16 protein-coding genes are annotated in these 15,036 nt (G+C 37.9%); 1 reads left to right on the forward strand and 15 read right to left on the reverse strand.

Going from position 1 to position 15,036, the window contains the following annotated elements; translation table 11 throughout:
• Window positions 1-7: 7 nt before the first annotated feature.
• The 3 genes from cofD to ACZ5B7_RS17340 form a co-directional block, all read right to left on the reverse strand.
• Window positions 8-958, reverse strand: coding sequence for a 2-phospho-L-lactate transferase (cofD, locus tag ACZ5B7_RS17330; protein ID WP_464490301.1), 951 nt, complete (start codon window positions 956-958; stop codon window positions 8-10).
• Between the two features lie 190 nt (window positions 959-1,148).
• Window positions 1,149-1,451: a 4a-hydroxytetrahydrobiopterin dehydratase gene (locus ACZ5B7_RS17335; protein WP_464490302.1), complete on the reverse strand. Its 303-nt coding sequence runs from the start codon at window positions 1,449-1,451 to the stop codon at window positions 1,149-1,151.
• A 203-nt stretch (window positions 1,452-1,654) separates the two neighbouring features.
• Complete coding sequence (locus tag ACZ5B7_RS17340; protein WP_464490303.1) at window positions 1,655-2,920, reverse strand: molybdopterin molybdotransferase MoeA; 1,266 nt, start codon at window positions 2,918-2,920, stop codon at window positions 1,655-1,657.
• A 310-nt stretch (window positions 2,921-3,230) separates the two neighbouring features.
• Here ACZ5B7_RS17340 and ACZ5B7_RS17345 point away from each other — a divergent pair, with 310 nt between their 5' ends.
• Complete coding sequence (locus ACZ5B7_RS17345) at window positions 3,231-5,111, forward strand: sigma-54-dependent Fis family transcriptional regulator (protein ID WP_464490304.1); 1,881 nt, start codon at window positions 3,231-3,233, stop codon at window positions 5,109-5,111.
• Window positions 5,112-5,422: 311 nt separating this feature from the next.
• Here the strand turns inward: ACZ5B7_RS17345 and ACZ5B7_RS17350 are convergent, their stop codons facing one another.
• The 12 genes from ACZ5B7_RS17350 to ACZ5B7_RS17405 all read right to left on the reverse strand — a co-directional run bounded on the left by ACZ5B7_RS17350 (window position 5,423) and on the right by ACZ5B7_RS17405 (window position 14,886).
• A complete protein-coding gene (locus ACZ5B7_RS17350; RefSeq protein WP_464490305.1) occupies window positions 5,423-5,974 on the reverse strand; it encodes an ECF transporter S component in 552 nt (183 codons plus the stop codon).
• 234 nt (window positions 5,975-6,208) lie between these two features.
• Window positions 6,209-6,997: a hypothetical protein gene (locus ACZ5B7_RS17355; protein ID WP_464490306.1), complete on the reverse strand. Its 789-nt coding sequence runs from the start codon at window positions 6,995-6,997 to the stop codon at window positions 6,209-6,211.
• Window positions 6,998-7,072: 75 nt separating this feature from the next.
• Window positions 7,073-7,678, reverse strand: coding sequence for a winged helix-turn-helix domain-containing protein (locus ACZ5B7_RS17360; RefSeq protein ID WP_464490307.1), 606 nt, complete (start codon window positions 7,676-7,678; stop codon window positions 7,073-7,075).
• A gap of 12 nt (window positions 7,679-7,690) precedes the next feature.
• Window positions 7,691-8,032, reverse strand: coding sequence for a tetratricopeptide repeat protein (locus tag ACZ5B7_RS17365; protein WP_464490308.1), 342 nt, complete (start codon window positions 8,030-8,032; stop codon window positions 7,691-7,693).
• Between the two features lie 12 nt (window positions 8,033-8,044).
• Entirely contained in the window at window positions 8,045-8,362 is a 318-nt protein-coding gene (locus ACZ5B7_RS17370) for an Ada metal-binding domain-containing protein (RefSeq protein ID WP_464490309.1), read from the reverse strand.
• Between the two features lie 145 nt (window positions 8,363-8,507).
• Entirely contained in the window at window positions 8,508-10,238 is a 1,731-nt protein-coding gene (gene nagZ / locus ACZ5B7_RS17375) for a beta-N-acetylhexosaminidase (protein WP_464490310.1), read from the reverse strand.
• Window positions 10,239-10,592: 354 nt separating this feature from the next.
• Complete coding sequence (locus tag ACZ5B7_RS17380) at window positions 10,593-11,045, reverse strand: OsmC family protein (protein ID WP_464490311.1); 453 nt, start codon at window positions 11,043-11,045, stop codon at window positions 10,593-10,595.
• Between the two features lie 14 nt (window positions 11,046-11,059).
• On the reverse strand, window positions 11,060-12,229 hold the full coding sequence (locus tag ACZ5B7_RS17385) for a vitamin-B12 independent methionine synthase (protein ID WP_464490312.1): 1,170 nt from the start codon (window positions 12,227-12,229) through the stop codon (window positions 11,060-11,062).
• A gap of 9 nt (window positions 12,230-12,238) precedes the next feature.
• On the reverse strand, window positions 12,239-12,952 hold the full coding sequence (locus tag ACZ5B7_RS17390; protein WP_464490313.1) for an OsmC family protein: 714 nt from the start codon (window positions 12,950-12,952) through the stop codon (window positions 12,239-12,241).
• 46 nt (window positions 12,953-12,998) lie between these two features.
• Complete coding sequence (locus tag ACZ5B7_RS17395) at window positions 12,999-13,361, reverse strand: DsrE family protein (RefSeq protein WP_464490314.1); 363 nt, start codon at window positions 13,359-13,361, stop codon at window positions 12,999-13,001.
• A 42-nt stretch (window positions 13,362-13,403) separates the two neighbouring features.
• Window positions 13,404-13,643 carry a sulfurtransferase TusA family protein gene (locus ACZ5B7_RS17400; protein WP_213145749.1) on the reverse strand — a complete coding sequence of 80 codons (240 nt, stop codon included), beginning with the start codon at window positions 13,641-13,643 and terminating at the stop codon, window positions 13,404-13,406.
• 475 nt (window positions 13,644-14,118) lie between these two features.
• On the reverse strand, window positions 14,119-14,886 hold the full coding sequence (locus ACZ5B7_RS17405; protein ID WP_464490315.1) for an SDR family oxidoreductase: 768 nt from the start codon (window positions 14,884-14,886) through the stop codon (window positions 14,119-14,121).
• Window positions 14,887-15,036: the final 150 nt, after the last annotated feature.

Genomic DNA, 15,036 nt, shown 5'->3' on the forward strand with positions numbered 1-15,036 from the left:
GTCCTCCTCAATTGAAAACCTTATCTTCAAAATTGGCAGCAAACTCTACAACTTGATTTGCTAAAGCTTCCTTTTTCTCATTTGTATCCATGATGGTATCAGTGACTAAAACGCCCAAACCTCTTTTTTCCAATTCACTTGAATACTCTTTATCTTGGGAATCAATGACCATCCCATCCAATAGATCTCCATAATAATCTGCAATTCCAACAGGAGACACTTCAATATCCAGATCCCGCATCATCCGGTCAGCAGGACCTTTTATTACCCCGCCATTTACAATTGGGCTGACAGCAATAACTTTAGCCTTACTTTTCTGAATTGCGTCCTTCATACCGGGAATGGATAAAATTGGTCCAATACTTACTAATGGGTTACTTGGAGCCAATAAGATAATATTAGCCTCGCTAATCGCTTCAATTACTCCAGGTGATGGAGACGCATTGGCAGATCCGTTATACTCAATCTTTAAAACTTCATCTGACATTCTTCGCTGTATTAAATATTCTTGGAAATGGAAACGGCCTTCAGGGGTATGAATATACGAAGCAACCCTATCATTCGACATCGGGAGTATTTTTAAAGAGATTCCTAATTTGTTACTTAGGTCTTCAGTAATATCAGTTAAGGTAACATCCTTACGTAATAAATGGGTTCGATAAATATGTGTAGCTAAATCTTTGTCTCCTAAGTTAAACCAACAATCTTGATCAAAAATATCTTTTAAAACGTTTTGCATGTTATAGCTCTCATCTTTAAAACCCCAGCCTTGTTCATGAATCAGACCCGCTAAAGTATAAAGGTTAATATCAATGTCCGGTGAAATATACAGACCAAACCTTTCAAAGTCATCACCTGTATTAATCACAACAGTTACTTGTTCTTTGGACTGGGAAGATGCAAGGCCCTTAACGAATTTTGATCCTCCAACCCCTCCAGCTAATGCTACTATTCTCATTTCCTACCCTTCTTTCGTTTTAATAAAAGAAATCATTCTATGTGCTACTGCCGCAAAATAAATTTAAAGATTCAGAATTTATATTATTTTCACTTATAATATATGAATTTATCTATTTTGTAAAATTCTCATAAAAAGGGACGATTTGAGTCTTTTACAAAATACCAAAATAAAACTCTATATATGTTCACTAAGCATTTAATTTAACTTCTTTTTCAATTTGATTAATTTTTTGGGCTAATAATAAATCTTTGCCTGTAACTCCATTCACTTCAACGGTATTAAGTTCAATACTCACATCAAAACTATTGATACCTATTCGCGGATAGTGCCCTGTTAAATCTGTACATTTATTAACCAAATAGACAAAATGGCCAGTTTCTTCTGAGTTTGAAAATGTAAAAACTTTTGAAATATTGTTATTATCGACATGTCTCCACCCTGGACACTTAGAAATATGAGTAACAATCGTTTCTACCGGTAATTTTGTCATTTGTTTTCCCCCTAATTGTTAGATAAGCAAAAAATGCTGCCAATAGCTAGTCTAGGCATTGTTTGTCTCAGTTACCTTCTCTTGGGTTTTCACTAAATGTAATATGCAAAATTCGTGCCAAAAATATTGTTTAAATGAAAAATAAAAATCCCCATCATTGATGAGGATAATTGGTGGTAAAAAATATTTGTCTGGACTTTTCATTAGTCCCATGGCCAGTCGCTTCCTTCTTCGTTCAGTAAAAGAATATCAATCATTATTCCTTTTTGATAACCACCATTCCCAGCAGGCAGTATGATCAATGCATTCGTATTAGCTAAAATGGTGACATTGCTTGATTTATCCGCACCGGAAGTTGAAACGAACAACTTTCCATTTTTATATGACACCTTTCCTCGAACAAATCGGGTAAACGAATTCGCTCCTGGAATATCCGTATCTAAAACCGCTTGGACTTTTTGCAAATGTGGATTTGCCGAACCAAGGAATGTTCTAATCCATGGGCGAACATAAAGCTCAAAACCTACAAAGCTCGCCGAAGGGTTACCTGCAAGAGCAAAAAGGAGCTTTCCATTTGCTTCAGCTACAGTAGTCACACTTCCCGGGCGCATGGAAATTTTATTAAATAAAACATTGGCACCCAGTTTATCAAAAATTTCCGGTATAAAATCATAATCCCCCACCGAAGCCCCGCCAGTGGTTATTAAAATATCTACTTCTTCCAAAGCATTTACCATTGCTTCAAAGCATAGCTCGAAATCATCTGCAAGTATCCCAAAGTTCTTTGGTTCTGCGCCCAGCCTTTTTATTTGGGAAATAATCATATGAGAGTTACTGTTACGAATTTTCCCGGGCAGCAGTTCTTCATGTATATCTAACAGCTCCGTTCCAGTCGTAAATATACCCACCACCGGTTTTTTCATCACAGGAACTTTTGCATAACCAAAAGTGGCTAGTAAGGCTTTCACACCAGGATCTATCCTCCTGCCGCGTTCAACAAGAATTGTACCCTTTTTTGTATCATCTCCCTGAAATGTAATATTGTCCCCAGTATTCAAAGGCTCGGTAATGATAATATATTTTTTATTTTCTCTAGTGATTTGTTTTGTAGACTCAAGCGTCACAATGGCAGCTGTTCCTACAGGTAATTGAGCTCCCGTCATAATGCGAATGGCTTGCCCCTCTTTTAATTCTCTATTTGCAACTATTCCAGCACCAATTTCTTCAATGACCTCTAACTCAATTGGACTTTCCATTGAAGCTTTCTTTATATCTGCTACAGTAAGAGCAAATCCATCCATTGTAGAACGGTCAAAAGGTGGTACGTCATGATCAGCTAGAATAGGCTCCGTTAAATATCTGTCATCGCTTTCTTCAATAGGGACATATTCTGAATGCCCGAGTTTTTTATATTTTAAAACTTGATTAACTGCCTCTTTAACTGTAATAGGTTTTCTTGCGGTTAACATGATTGGTTTTCGCACCTTTCTTCATCATTTTCTTTTTATTCTAACAATTTTTAAAAGAAAAGAAATAATGACATAGTAGATTTATCAAATTTTTACCGAAAAAAATCGACAGAGATTTCTTTTCTCATTGAGAAAAAACATACTGAGAAAAGTGTTAAGCCCTATATTTGGAGTTTAATTTTCATTTCTTAGTTATATTTTCTAACACACACCTTGATTTGAATTTTCTAAAATTATATAATATTCTAAAAATAGGAATAATGATAAATACTATTTTGAAATAGAATCCCTTTTTTGGAAGGAGTAGTACATGGTTGACCTAGAAGAGTTTAGTAAACAATTAAATGATCTAATCCTCCCATTTGCCGAGAGTGCCGGCGTTACAATAGGATTGTATAATCAATCAAGAAAACTTGTAGCAAGTGCAGGGGTTCATTGCAATCGTTTACATACGAATGCTGGTAAAAATACCCCAGTAGATCATGTCCTTCAACATGCCCATCCCTTAATTATTAAGAATCCTAGAGAACACCTTTTTTGTACTAAATGCTCTTTATCCTCTGATTGTCTGTTAAGTATTGAAATATTGACTCCGGTCATTGATGGACAGAAATGTGTCGGGGTAATCACACTTTCATCCTGGAATGCTCAAGATGCTCTTCGTATCATAGAAAAGCAAGCCTATTTCACCGAAATGATCCGCCAAATTAGCTTTTTGATTATCCTTCGGCAAAATTGGCCATATTTACATAACCAAATTCACAGATTAGAAACCTACTTGCAAAGTGCTATTGACATATGCAATGAATCAGCATTGGTCATTGATCTTGATGAACGGATTGCAGCCGTGAGCGGTACTGCGGCATTTTTACTACATATGCCAAAAGACAGCCTGAGAGGCCGGAAAATTAGTGATATTGTGCCACATCAAGTAACAGAGGCTGTTCGCGGAGGACGTTTATTTAAAATAATAGATGTAGAGGGTATACGCTGGGAAGGCCGGCCTATCGGCTTAAACAAGGATTTACAAGGGATGGTTCTGCTCTTAGCGAAAACCGAGAAAGGAAACAAACGCAATTCGCAACAGAAACCACGGTTTGGATTAATCGACATTAGAGGAACTAGTAAAGCCATTACATTAATTAAAGAAAAGGTGCAGCGAATTGCAGCAACTGAACTGAATGTGTTAATTCGAGGGGAGAGCGGAACCGGTAAGGAGCTATTTGCAGGCGCCATCCACTCCGAAAGCTTTCGCCAAGGAGGGCCTTTTATCGCAATCAATTGCGCGGCACTGCCGGAGAATCTCATGGAAAGTGAACTATTTGGCTATGAAGAAGGAGCATTTACTGGAGCTAAAAAAGGTGGAAAACCAGGAAAGTTTGAACTTGCTAATGGCGGCACCCTATTTCTTGATGAAATTGGTGATATGCCGTTGTTTTTACAAGCAAAGCTGCTTCGTGCACTACAATTTAAAGAAGTGGAACGGGTAGGTGGAACGCAAGCAATCCCAGTGGATATTCGTGTCATTGCCGCAACCAATAAACCATTGGAGCAAATGATTGCTGAGGGAACCTTCCGTGAAGATCTATACTACAGGCTGAACGTGGTACCATTGGATATTCCACCACTTAGAGAAAGAATTGAAGATATTACCGTTCTATTAGAGTTATTTACAAAACGGATTAATTACAATAGAGGAACAGGTGCAATCCGTTGGAGTGCGGAGGCGCTCAATGCAATTTACAAATACCATTGGCCAGGTAATGTCCGTGAACTTGAGAACGCAGTAGAGTACGCAGTCAGTATGACAGTAATGGATAAGATTGATATCTCTAGTTTACCTGAAAGAATTATTAAATCTGTTCAATCTATCAATCAAATGGAAACATTAACTCAAAGTACAACAAATCTCACTTCTAGACAACCACATTTAGATGAAACAAAACACAAATCGTCTTCTTCAGATCTTTCTTCACCAAGTAAATCAAACAAATTGGAAAACATGTCTTCCCAAGCAATTCAAACAATTTCTGAAAATGAGATTCAGGAAATCCTAGAAGCCTTGAAAATCCACGGTACGACAACAAAGGGTAAAGAACTGGCGGCACAAAGTTTGGGGATTGGACGGGCAACTATGTATCGCCGCCTAAAAGTAATAAAATCCTTAGGTTATCTGGATAAGCAGCATTAGAAAATCAAACTCTGCCTATTATTCCTAATTTTTAGAAGCATAGTTATCTCCTACCTAGTTTTTAACTTGAATCCCATTACTGTTTAGGGGTCAAGAATAAATACTAGGCCGGAGAACTGTGCTTTTTTTTATGGTGATTATCTGGATGACGAAAGGACATGCAAAAAAATCTGCTGGTCAGAATGAACTTTCTTCTCCCCCCTTTCCTAGAGTGAAGATCGTTAACATACTGTCCAACAGATTTTTATGAGCAATGATTGTTATAGAGTTATGACACCATATTTATTGCAAATCATTTCCCTTAACCATTATTAGATGTTTATATTTTTCTTCTTGAAATTGAGTTGTGCTATCGCTCGGTTTTTTAAGAGAGACCACAAGATTGCAAATAGGAATGTATTTAGCAATCCCTTAATAAGGTTAAAAGGAATATACACAGGAAGTATAAGTGCTTGGACTTCTTTAAATGGGATGCCAAATTCGATAGGCACAATGATCATATTTAATGGAATCATGACCAAAGCCATCGCAATGGAACCTGCAATAGCGGAAACGACAAAATTAAGTTTTTTATTTACCAAAGACATCACAAGTAAAAAAGTTCCTGAAGCGAAAAAGTTCATAAATATCCCAAAAATATTTCCACCATGTGAAATGAAAAACATCAAATTTTTTAGAATTAAAGCAATAATTCCTGCTACCGGTCCATAGGCAATGGTGGCTAGCATTAAGGGAAGATCACTAGGTTCAAATTTCAAATAGGGTGCTGCTGGTAGAATTGGGAAGCCAAACCACATTAATATCAATGACAGTGCCCCTACCATAGCGAGGAAAACTAGTTTATAAATTGACAGTTCTACCACTCCTTTTTTATATAGTGTTTATTAAGATTGTTTTTCTTTTATGTAATTTACTCCTTTCCATTTTATTAAGAAGTCCCAATCTTATATAAAAATATATATTATCCTTTTTCGCACGAAATCCTGCAAAATTTAAAATTTTCCGTTAATTTTTTCTGTGCACTAAACAAATCTGATATCACAAATTATTACTTGCGAGAAAAAAAGGATCGCAATTCTGTAAAAATGTGACCACGGTTATTGCCCACCCTTTTCGGCTTGTTCTTTCATCCATTCCACTAATGCGTTGTAATTTCCTTCCTTCAGTAGGTTGCCGACTAATTCCTTCATCTCTTTGCTGCGTTTAAAAGAATATTTTTTGAGTTCACGAATCTCAGTTGCGTATTTTTGGAGCACCTCAGCCATTTGCACCGTGTCCTGATAAATCAAGCTCATGTCCCAACGCCCTGTTTCTACGGCCCTGATACAGGAACCTGACCCGTTACCGAAATGGACTTCCCACGTATAATGTAGATTCAGTCCATTTAAATATTTTTCCTGGATTACTTTAAACCAAGCTCCCTGATAGGCACCGGAAAGCTGGACATTTGGCGGGTAACGGTGATGGCCGCTGCAGCCTGCAAGAGCCGTAATCCCTGCCAAATTGAGTGATTTGACAAACATGGCCATGTTCGCATCGAGGTCCAAGGCATTCACTTTGATGCCAAATCGGCGCTGGGCAAAAGCTCTCCATTTGAAATGATAGCCTTCCATATGGACTGGGAATTCCCTGCCTGGTACGTTGATGATCTTCTTCATCGCCGCAATCGGAAACCGGCTCACCAAGACCTGAAATTTGTTCCCTTGCCAAAACGTCGGTATTCCTAGGTCGTTGAGCAATCTTTGTGTTTTCATGATATCTGCGCTGGTGTTTTCATCTGTCAGTACGATGAAATCATCTTTCGTTTCAATAAACAAACCTCTCATTGTTAGTGCCTCTGCCATCCGTTCTGTCGCCGTCATCATTTCTAATTTTAGTAAGTTCATCCTTATCATCCTCCCTTATCTTTTGCACCTTAAATATACAAAAACCCGGTTACGATGGTCGTAACCGGTAGTTTTTTATACCTTGCGGAGGACTTTTGCCGGGATATCGGCATTCCAGACATATTCGCCTTTCTTGGTTGTTATTAATACACTGTCTTTAATATCGTTCCTGCCCATTGACTGTGCTAATTTTTTTCGAATGGCGTTAATGTAACGTTTGACAATGGCCGGATTCAACACTTGATCATTCCATACTGCATTTTCAATCCTGCTTTTATCGCAATAAATCCCTTTGTTGTCAATTAAATAACCCAGCAGTTCCGCCTGTTTCGGCTCCAGCCGTACGGTATCGCTGCTTCCATACACGAGCTTTTCAGAGTCTGCCAGATTAACAACCACATATTTTCCGTCCATGGCATCTTCAAGTATTTGATCCATATCATGATGGGTGATTCTCTTGCGTTTTTCGTCATTTTCCTTTAAAAGTATGGGTTCCATTTGTTTCCTTTTCAACTTATCCATATATAGTTCGATAAACCAAAGTTGTTCTTTATTCACATCCAAGGTAACTGCTTCCTTGATCAGGTCCGCGCCTTTTCGCGGGTACCCCATTCTTGTATAGGCTAAAGCCAGGTTACATAGTAGCTTGATTCGTTTGCTGCCGTTTATTCCCTTTTCCAATGCTTCTTTACCCTAAAATAAAACGGCTTCCCACTGTCGCTCCTCTTCCGCCAAGATAAAGGATAAGTGGTAAAAGGCATCAGGTTTGTCAGGGCTATGAAGGGTTGCCCTTCGTAAGATGTCATAGGCCCTCCGATAGTTGCCCCTGCGCATTTTTTCATCGCGTCCCAATTGTAGGTATAGATTGGCGAGCATAATGGAATACCTAGGTTCTTTTCTATCAAGTTCCTGAAATCGTGTATATAACCGGATCCCTTCCGTCAGCCATTCGTACCTTTCGTCACCTTCGTCCAGGCCTTCCCTCTCCAGCCAATTATCCTCGAAATCTAACAATTCCTCGATTTGTGATTGCATAGCAAAATCTCCTTATCGATTAGGATTCTGAAGCTTTTGTCTTTCTTTCCATTCGGCATACTTTTCTCGAAGGCATGAGGCACATGGCCTGAATCCTGCTGCAATCGCGGTCTCCTCGTCCGCAAAAAACACGCGATTCTGTACATAGCCCCCTTTGGCAATCGCCCGTAATGCCGCCGGGCAATCCATACGTCCGTAGACTTTGGTTTTCCTGTGGCCGCCATATGTACCTGGAATTTTACTCTGATAAGGTTTCTTATCCGGACCTAGAAGTGTATATGTTTTGTCTTTCTGCTCGCTTTTTTGGGTTTCCTCTTTGTGATCTAGCATTTGTGATTCCCCTCCAACTATACAAATATCCAACTCTAGTTTAATTTGATTCGATTAAATCAATTTTGTTTACATAATATAATTATTGTTTCTATCCGTTTGAATTTGTCGATATATTTATATCTCTACAAACCTATATGAATAATTAATGTAAATAATTATTTAGTAAACTATTGATTGACTGATTTATTTCATCTATGTTAGGATTTTCTACTTTCATATCGTTAATACTATATTTCCTTTTTAGTTGAATAATTCTTTCTATACTTTCATTTAATCTTTGTTCAGAAATTTCCCCATTTTCAACAGCAGTTTTTAAAGAAGAGGTAATCTTTATAACATTATTATAATCATGTCCTACTAAAATAATATCGCTTCCTGCCTTTACTGATTCTACCGCTGCTTTGCCAATATCAAAATGTTCTGTAATGGCTCCCATTGTCATATCGTCCGTAATGATTACTCCCTTGAAACTTAGTTGTTTTCTAAGAAGATCCGTCATGACAGCTTTTGACATGGACGCAGGATTGGTTTTATCCAATTCAGGCAATAAGATATGTGCGACCATCACAACATCTGCTCCTTCATCAATCGCACGTTCAAACGGAATTAACTCTAGTTCTTTAAGTTCCTCAAGGCTTTTATTTACAATTGGGAGTTCTAGATGGGAATCAACCGATGTATCTCCATGTCCAGGAAAATGCTTAATTGTAGGGATGACGTTTTGCGACTGAATCCCTTTCATCGTTTGAATTCCAAGTTTGCTTACTATTTCTGAATTGTTCCCAAATGATCGATCCCCGATCACAGGGTTATTTGGATTGCTGTTAATATCAAGAACAGGTGCAAAATCGAGATTTAAACCAAATTCTTTTAATTCATGACCTAAAAGTGTTCCGACTTTATAAGAAAACTCAGGATCATTTACCTTTCCAATCTGATTATTTGGAGGAAAGTTAACAAGACCTCCTGGCAATCTTGTTACTCTCCCTCCTTCTTGGTCAATACCTAAAAAAAGCGGTAGATTCGAACTGTTTCCAGCCTTCAATTGATTCACAAGTTGAACGGTTTGTTCAGGGGATTCAAAATTATTTTTGAAAAAAATAATTCCTCCGACATGGAATTGGCTTATTAATTTTTGGCCGTATGTATCAAATGTTGTCCCGGAAATCCCAGCAAGAATCATCTGCCCTATTTTTTCATCTAAACTCATGTTAGAAATTACTTTTGAAATGGTTTGATTTTCTTGTTGATTTGATGTTTCTTCAACCTGTGTAAAGAGTGAGATATGGTCAACTTTAGGATTTGGTTCCTGCTCTGTTGTTTTAGGCAAAACCCATAATAAATCAGTGGACGTGTTTGCATGATAGACAAGTATCATTTGGTCATGAGTTGAATCTTTATAATATCGTATATCATCGGGTTCTCCACCCGTTTTCTTAATTTCATTTAAAGTGATCTTTTGTAGTTCGGAGTCATAAGCCCGTATATCATTCACAGTGTTACCGGCATAGCCGATTGTAGAATGATGACTTTTGTATTCCTCATACCTGCCTTTAGCAGTTTCCGAAACATTGTCTGATTTTCCCCACTCTTTATTTACTTCCTTCAATCCTGTTTTACCGGTGACAAAAGGAATGTTCGGAACCTTACCTTCCTTGGATAAGGAAAAGGTTTCGTCTACTAATTTCTCATTTGCATTCTGATTATCCTTTTTAGTATCGGATGGCTTCGTTATAATTGGGCCTTCTTTGCCTGGCGTCTGTTCGCTATCATTATCTTTGATTGCATAATAAACTCCAATGATTAAGGCAAACATTAAAAGTAGAATCGTAAAAATCCGCAGCTTATTTCCAGTAGCTCTTTTTCTTTTCATTTTCCAATTCCCCTTTCTACCTTTTCATAACCTCTTATAACAGGTTTCTTTAACTCACAGTTAGAATGAATATGAAGTTTTGAACTAACTATACATATTCCATTAAAGCACGTGATTAAAAAAAAAAATAAGAGGTTGATATATATTAGTCATGACTAGTATATTTCAACCTCTATTGTATACTACTCTTATGAATTAGGTCTTGAATCACCGTTTTGCCGAATTTTATTATAACATCTTTAACCTGAATTTACTGTGCGGAAATGTGTACGTTAGCAATATGTTAGCATTTATTAAAAACGTTGAACAAAAAGGTGATGAATCCTAATTGATTCATCACCTTTTTTATAGTTCTTATATTGTCACAGATGCTTTTAACCAGTGGTTTTCTATTGGAATTCCTGCATCTTTAATGGTACGGAAGACTGGACAACGTAAATCTATTGCCTCTTTTAGTTCATCTATTCTGTCCTGAGACTCAGATGTTTCAACAGTGGCTTTAATGACCACCTTTTCAAAATAAGGTTTTACCTCTAAATTCCCCATTAAACCGCTAATATCAAGATCACCTTCAACCTCAAATGAAATTCCTTGAAGGTCAAAGTTCATTTCTTTCGCAATGATTTTTGCCATTACGTTTTCACAGCCAATAAGTGAGGCTAGAAAAGTTGAAAGAGGGTCAATCGCAGAATCTTGTCCGCCCATTGTTACCGGTTCATCAATGGCAATTTTATGCTTGCCTGCAACGGAATCTGTCCTCATGCCATTTCCAATTCCTTGTACCTTTACTGTCATTTGTTGTCTCATATTTTCATCCTTTCTTAAACACTTACCGTTTCTCGAAGTTTTTTAGCAGCAACTGCCATGACTTTTAATTTTTCAAAAGCAATTTCATCACTATTCATTGGTCGTTGTGCAAAGGTACCAAAACCACAATCTGGATTTAAAAAGATTTCAGCATCAGGCAGAATCACCCTTACTTCTTCTACCCGTGCGACAATATCGTCAACAGATTCAACCGTAACTGTTCTTGGATTTATTACACCAAATCCTAATGATTTTCTGCCAATGCTCTTAATCGCATCAAGTTCACCTGCTCTTGGTGTCGCAAATTCAAGAGCTAACTGGTCTACATTTGCCTGTTCAAGATAAGGTATTAATGGAAAATACGGACCACGAAGTAAAATTTCATCGTCAGTACTCCAATTCCCACGGCAAATATGAATGCCAATGGTGGAACCTCTTCCTAACATTCCATCGGTAACTTGATTAATTAAATCTAAAGCAAACGATAACTCCTCTTCTGCATCCGCTTTTGCTGTCAGCGCACCGCACATGAAGGTTCTGTTTGCATTCTTTTGCGTAAACACCACTTCTGTTAAGACAGGCTCATCAAATTGTATAAAATCTACTCCTGCAGCAATGAGGTCTTCCAACTCTTCACGCAGTACCTTGACAATATCAACAGCCAAATCCTCTTTTGTCGGGTATGCATCAACTGATAGTCCTTCCACCCACATCGACCTCGTTAACAGATAAGGACCGGGTAACGTCACTTTAATCGCCTTGTCAGTATGTTGTTTTAAAAATAAAAAGTCGTTTAATGCCAGTGGTTTCTTGCGGCTAATCTTGCCTATTGCAGCCGGATTAGACATTGAAAAAGCCGGAACATCTAATGTTCCTAGAATTTCTTCAAAACTCGATTTATCTTCTACATAATCTAGTAATTCAGAAACACTTAACATACGAACATTATTCAAATGTTCAGCGACAAAGGAAATATAATTATCTCTCCGCTGCTCACCATCAGAAACAATATCAATGCCTGCTTCTTCTTGCCATTTCAAACATTGTAATACAGCTTGATTGGCAACGTTTTGAAATTCTTCTTCACACATTCGACCTGCCCGTAAATCTCTCATGGCCCGTAGTACTTCTTTCGAACGCGGCCAACTGCCAATGACGGTGGTAGGAAACTTCGGTAACATCATATGACCTCCTCAATAGACAATCATAAATTCTATTTTAATCTTGATTGATTGTTTGATAGTTTGATAGATAGGAGATCTTTCAAGCGTATTTTTCCACAGTTTTTCTAAATCATCTTCTGACTGTGGTGAAGAGACGTAAAAACTCCCTTTTATCTCTTGAATTCTCGGACTGCCTTCATCTTCTATTTCCAGGTGGTATAAAACATTTTCTAACCCTGCTTTAATAGACACCTCTAATTGGTCGATTTCAATCTTTCTTCTTGAGGCCTGCGCCTTAAAGCCAACCGTTAAATCTGAGGCAAGCGCACCTAGCAGGTAATCTATTGCACTTGGTGCTTCGACTTTTGAACCAAAATCGGCGGGTTGACCGACCACAAACGTGTGGTTTCGTGAATGAACTTTTGCCTTTAATGCTTTTTCAGCCTGCACACGGACGTTCCATTTATATCCTTTTGCAGCTTCTAAGTCCGCCTCTAATTCTTCCTTTTTTCCGCCTTTTCGTATGAAATATCTCGTTGTCCCATCTCCCGGCTCCGAATTTAGAAATTCATGATTAACCATCCGGCACCAAGCAGGTAAATCATCTGCAACCGTGCGCTCACGGCTGCGAACCTCGAGGATTTCTCCTGCTAATAAAGGGTCCATTGCTTTTTTAATAATAAGCAATAGACCAGAACCGCAATCTAAATCTCCACCATCACAAACTCTTTTTGGGTTCTCCACAATAATCACCTAATTCCACAGCGAAATATCAAAATTGCTTTCATTATTAATAGGTTATAGACGCAGCGCCTTGGGTTAAGAATTCAACAACTTTTGCTCCGCCCACAATCGTAGCACCTTCAATTAAATCTTCTTCGGTTAAATTACGCTTTTTGTAACAAGGGCTGCATACCCAAACACTACCACCAGCTTCTATGAATTGGTCCATAAGTTGTTTTAACGGTGCAAATCCTTCTTCATGAATATCATCAGCATAGCCTTTAGAGGCTAAGTAAGCGCCTTCAACGTTTAAAAAGACAACCGTTTCTTGACCTGATGCAACAGCCGCATTGGCTACAACAAAACCCACGGTCGCTTTATCCTGATCGTTTTTTGCATTTGTTAAACTTACTAAGAATTTTCCAGACATTATAGTTCCTCCTAATAATCTATTAATATTTAAAAGGCTATTTCAGCCTTTTTTAATAAAGTAATGACTAATTTTCCCATTATCCTCCCGCTGCAATAAATGGTGCTTTTGCAATCGACACCATGCCGGAATATCCTCTCGTGCACCAGGGTCATAGGAAATGACTTCAATGATTTCTCCACTATTCATCTTTTTCATTGTTAGAAACAAATTCATAATTAACTCTCCGCAGCCTGTTGGACCCGCATCATATGTCAATAGTGGTATATATGGCTGTCCCATTTTTTTCTTTCCCTTCCAACTATATTAAACTATTTGCTTTTTTAACCTTCTCATTTATTATAGATTGGTTATTTTTCCTATATACACTTTTAATATCGATTAAATAAATCAATTTCAATCTATTTTATCAATACAAAAACCAAAAAGCTGATTACACCAGCAAAAAAAGGACTACTCCCTATTTATCGGAAGTAGTCCTTAATTGTGAACACTTTTTTACAATTACGAGGAAGCCTCCTTTTACTTTTTTACAGCATCCTTTTCTCGATTAATTCCCGCCCTCTAGAATCAAGTTTTCAGTATTCTTCTCCTTCCACGATTTTTGCAAAGTCATTCAGTGTAGTTGAATACTTCACATAAATCCCTGGCAAAAGGTAAAGCTCGTCCTTAACCCCCTTTTTAGAAGAGGCCTCAGTTTTTTTCTTTCTCTGGCCATGCCCATAGATATCGTAATTCAGTATAATCTTCGCATAAATTAATTAAAAATATCCCGCTTACTAATCATAGATGTGGCAAATCGCCACATGACTTTTGGTTTGGTCAGCCATTGGATTCTTGCATCATTGTTTTGATTTTCAAGCACTTTCGCGGCAAGGAACTTCGTTACCGGTTCCACCTTGTCGCCCAAGATGTTGTAGATTTTCCGGTTGTGTTCATCAAGCGATTTCCGCAAAAAATCCGTCGCGACCATACCGGGACTTAACGTACCGACTTTTATATTAGTCTGCTTCGCCTCAATCGCCAACGAGCGGGTAAAATAGCTGACGGCACTTTTGGATGTCCCATATAAAGTCATCTTTTCACGCATCATTCCATTGCTGCCAAAGCCCTCCATGTTAAAAATTTGGCCGGATCCTTGTTTTAACATATGATTGTAGGCAACATGGCAGCCATTCATAACACCTTTTAGATTCGTTCGAATCACTTGATCGTAATCCTCTTCACTCATTTCCCAAAAATACTTTCGTTCCTGGTCAATTCCTGCGTTATTAATCCAAATATCAATATTTCCAAAATGTTTTTCAGCATAATTCCACAATTGTTCCAATTCGTCCCGATTATCGACTGCTCCCGCATATCCAGCAACAGTATCAGCTTTCATTTCTCTGAGGCTTTGCAATGCTCGATCGACACTTTCCCGAGACTGTCCGTTTATCGTAACCTTGCATCCCGCCAGTAAAAATTCCCTTGCCAGTCCATAACCAATTCCTCTTGTACTTCCCGTGATGACAACATGCTTCATGTTCTCGCCAACTCCATTTCCATGAAAAAAAATCGATTATCTTCATTATAAAATTTTTTTCAAAGGAAATATGCTGGTGAAAGTGATAATTGTTTAGAATTTGTGAAAATTACCCATTTTTTATTTTTCGATAATAATTGGGCTTATTTA

It is taken from the genome of Neobacillus sp. S1115, from assembly GCF_055385565.1.

Coding starts and splice junctions, on each gene's coding strand:
- cofD (WP_464490301.1), bottom strand. CDS start 958: ATGAGAATAGTAGCATTAGCTGGAGGGGTTGGAGGATCAAAATTCGTT.
- ACZ5B7_RS17335 (WP_464490302.1), bottom strand. CDS start 1,451: ATGACAAAATTACCGGTAGAAACGATTGTTACTCATATTTCTAAGTGT.
- ACZ5B7_RS17340 (WP_464490303.1), bottom strand. CDS start 2,920: ATGTTAACCGCAAGAAAACCTATTACAGTTAAAGAGGCAGTTAATCAA.
- ACZ5B7_RS17345 (WP_464490304.1), top strand. CDS start 3,231: ATGGTTGACCTAGAAGAGTTTAGTAAACAATTAAATGATCTAATCCTC.
- ACZ5B7_RS17355 (WP_464490306.1), bottom strand. CDS start 6,997: ATGAACTTACTAAAATTAGAAATGATGACGGCGACAGAACGGATGGCA.
- ACZ5B7_RS17365 (WP_464490308.1), bottom strand. CDS start 8,032: ATGCAATCACAAATCGAGGAATTGTTAGATTTCGAGGATAATTGGCTG.
- ACZ5B7_RS17370 (WP_464490309.1), bottom strand. CDS start 8,362: ATGCTAGATCACAAAGAGGAAACCCAAAAAAGCGAGCAGAAAGACAAA.
- nagZ (WP_464490310.1), bottom strand. CDS start 10,238: ATGAAAAGAAAAAGAGCTACTGGAAATAAGCTGCGGATTTTTACGATT.
- ACZ5B7_RS17380 (WP_464490311.1), bottom strand. CDS start 11,045: ATGAGACAACAAATGACAGTAAAGGTACAAGGAATTGGAAATGGCATG.
- ACZ5B7_RS17385 (WP_464490312.1), bottom strand. CDS start 12,229: ATGATGTTACCGAAGTTTCCTACCACCGTCATTGGCAGTTGGCCGCGT.
- ACZ5B7_RS17395 (WP_464490314.1), bottom strand. CDS start 13,361: ATGTCTGGAAAATTCTTAGTAAGTTTAACAAATGCAAAAAACGATCAG.
- ACZ5B7_RS17400 (WP_213145749.1), bottom strand. CDS start 13,643: ATGGGACAGCCATATATACCACTATTGACATATGATGCGGGTCCAACA.
- ACZ5B7_RS17405 (WP_464490315.1), bottom strand. CDS start 14,886: ATGAAGCATGTTGTCATCACGGGAAGTACAAGAGGAATTGGTTATGGA.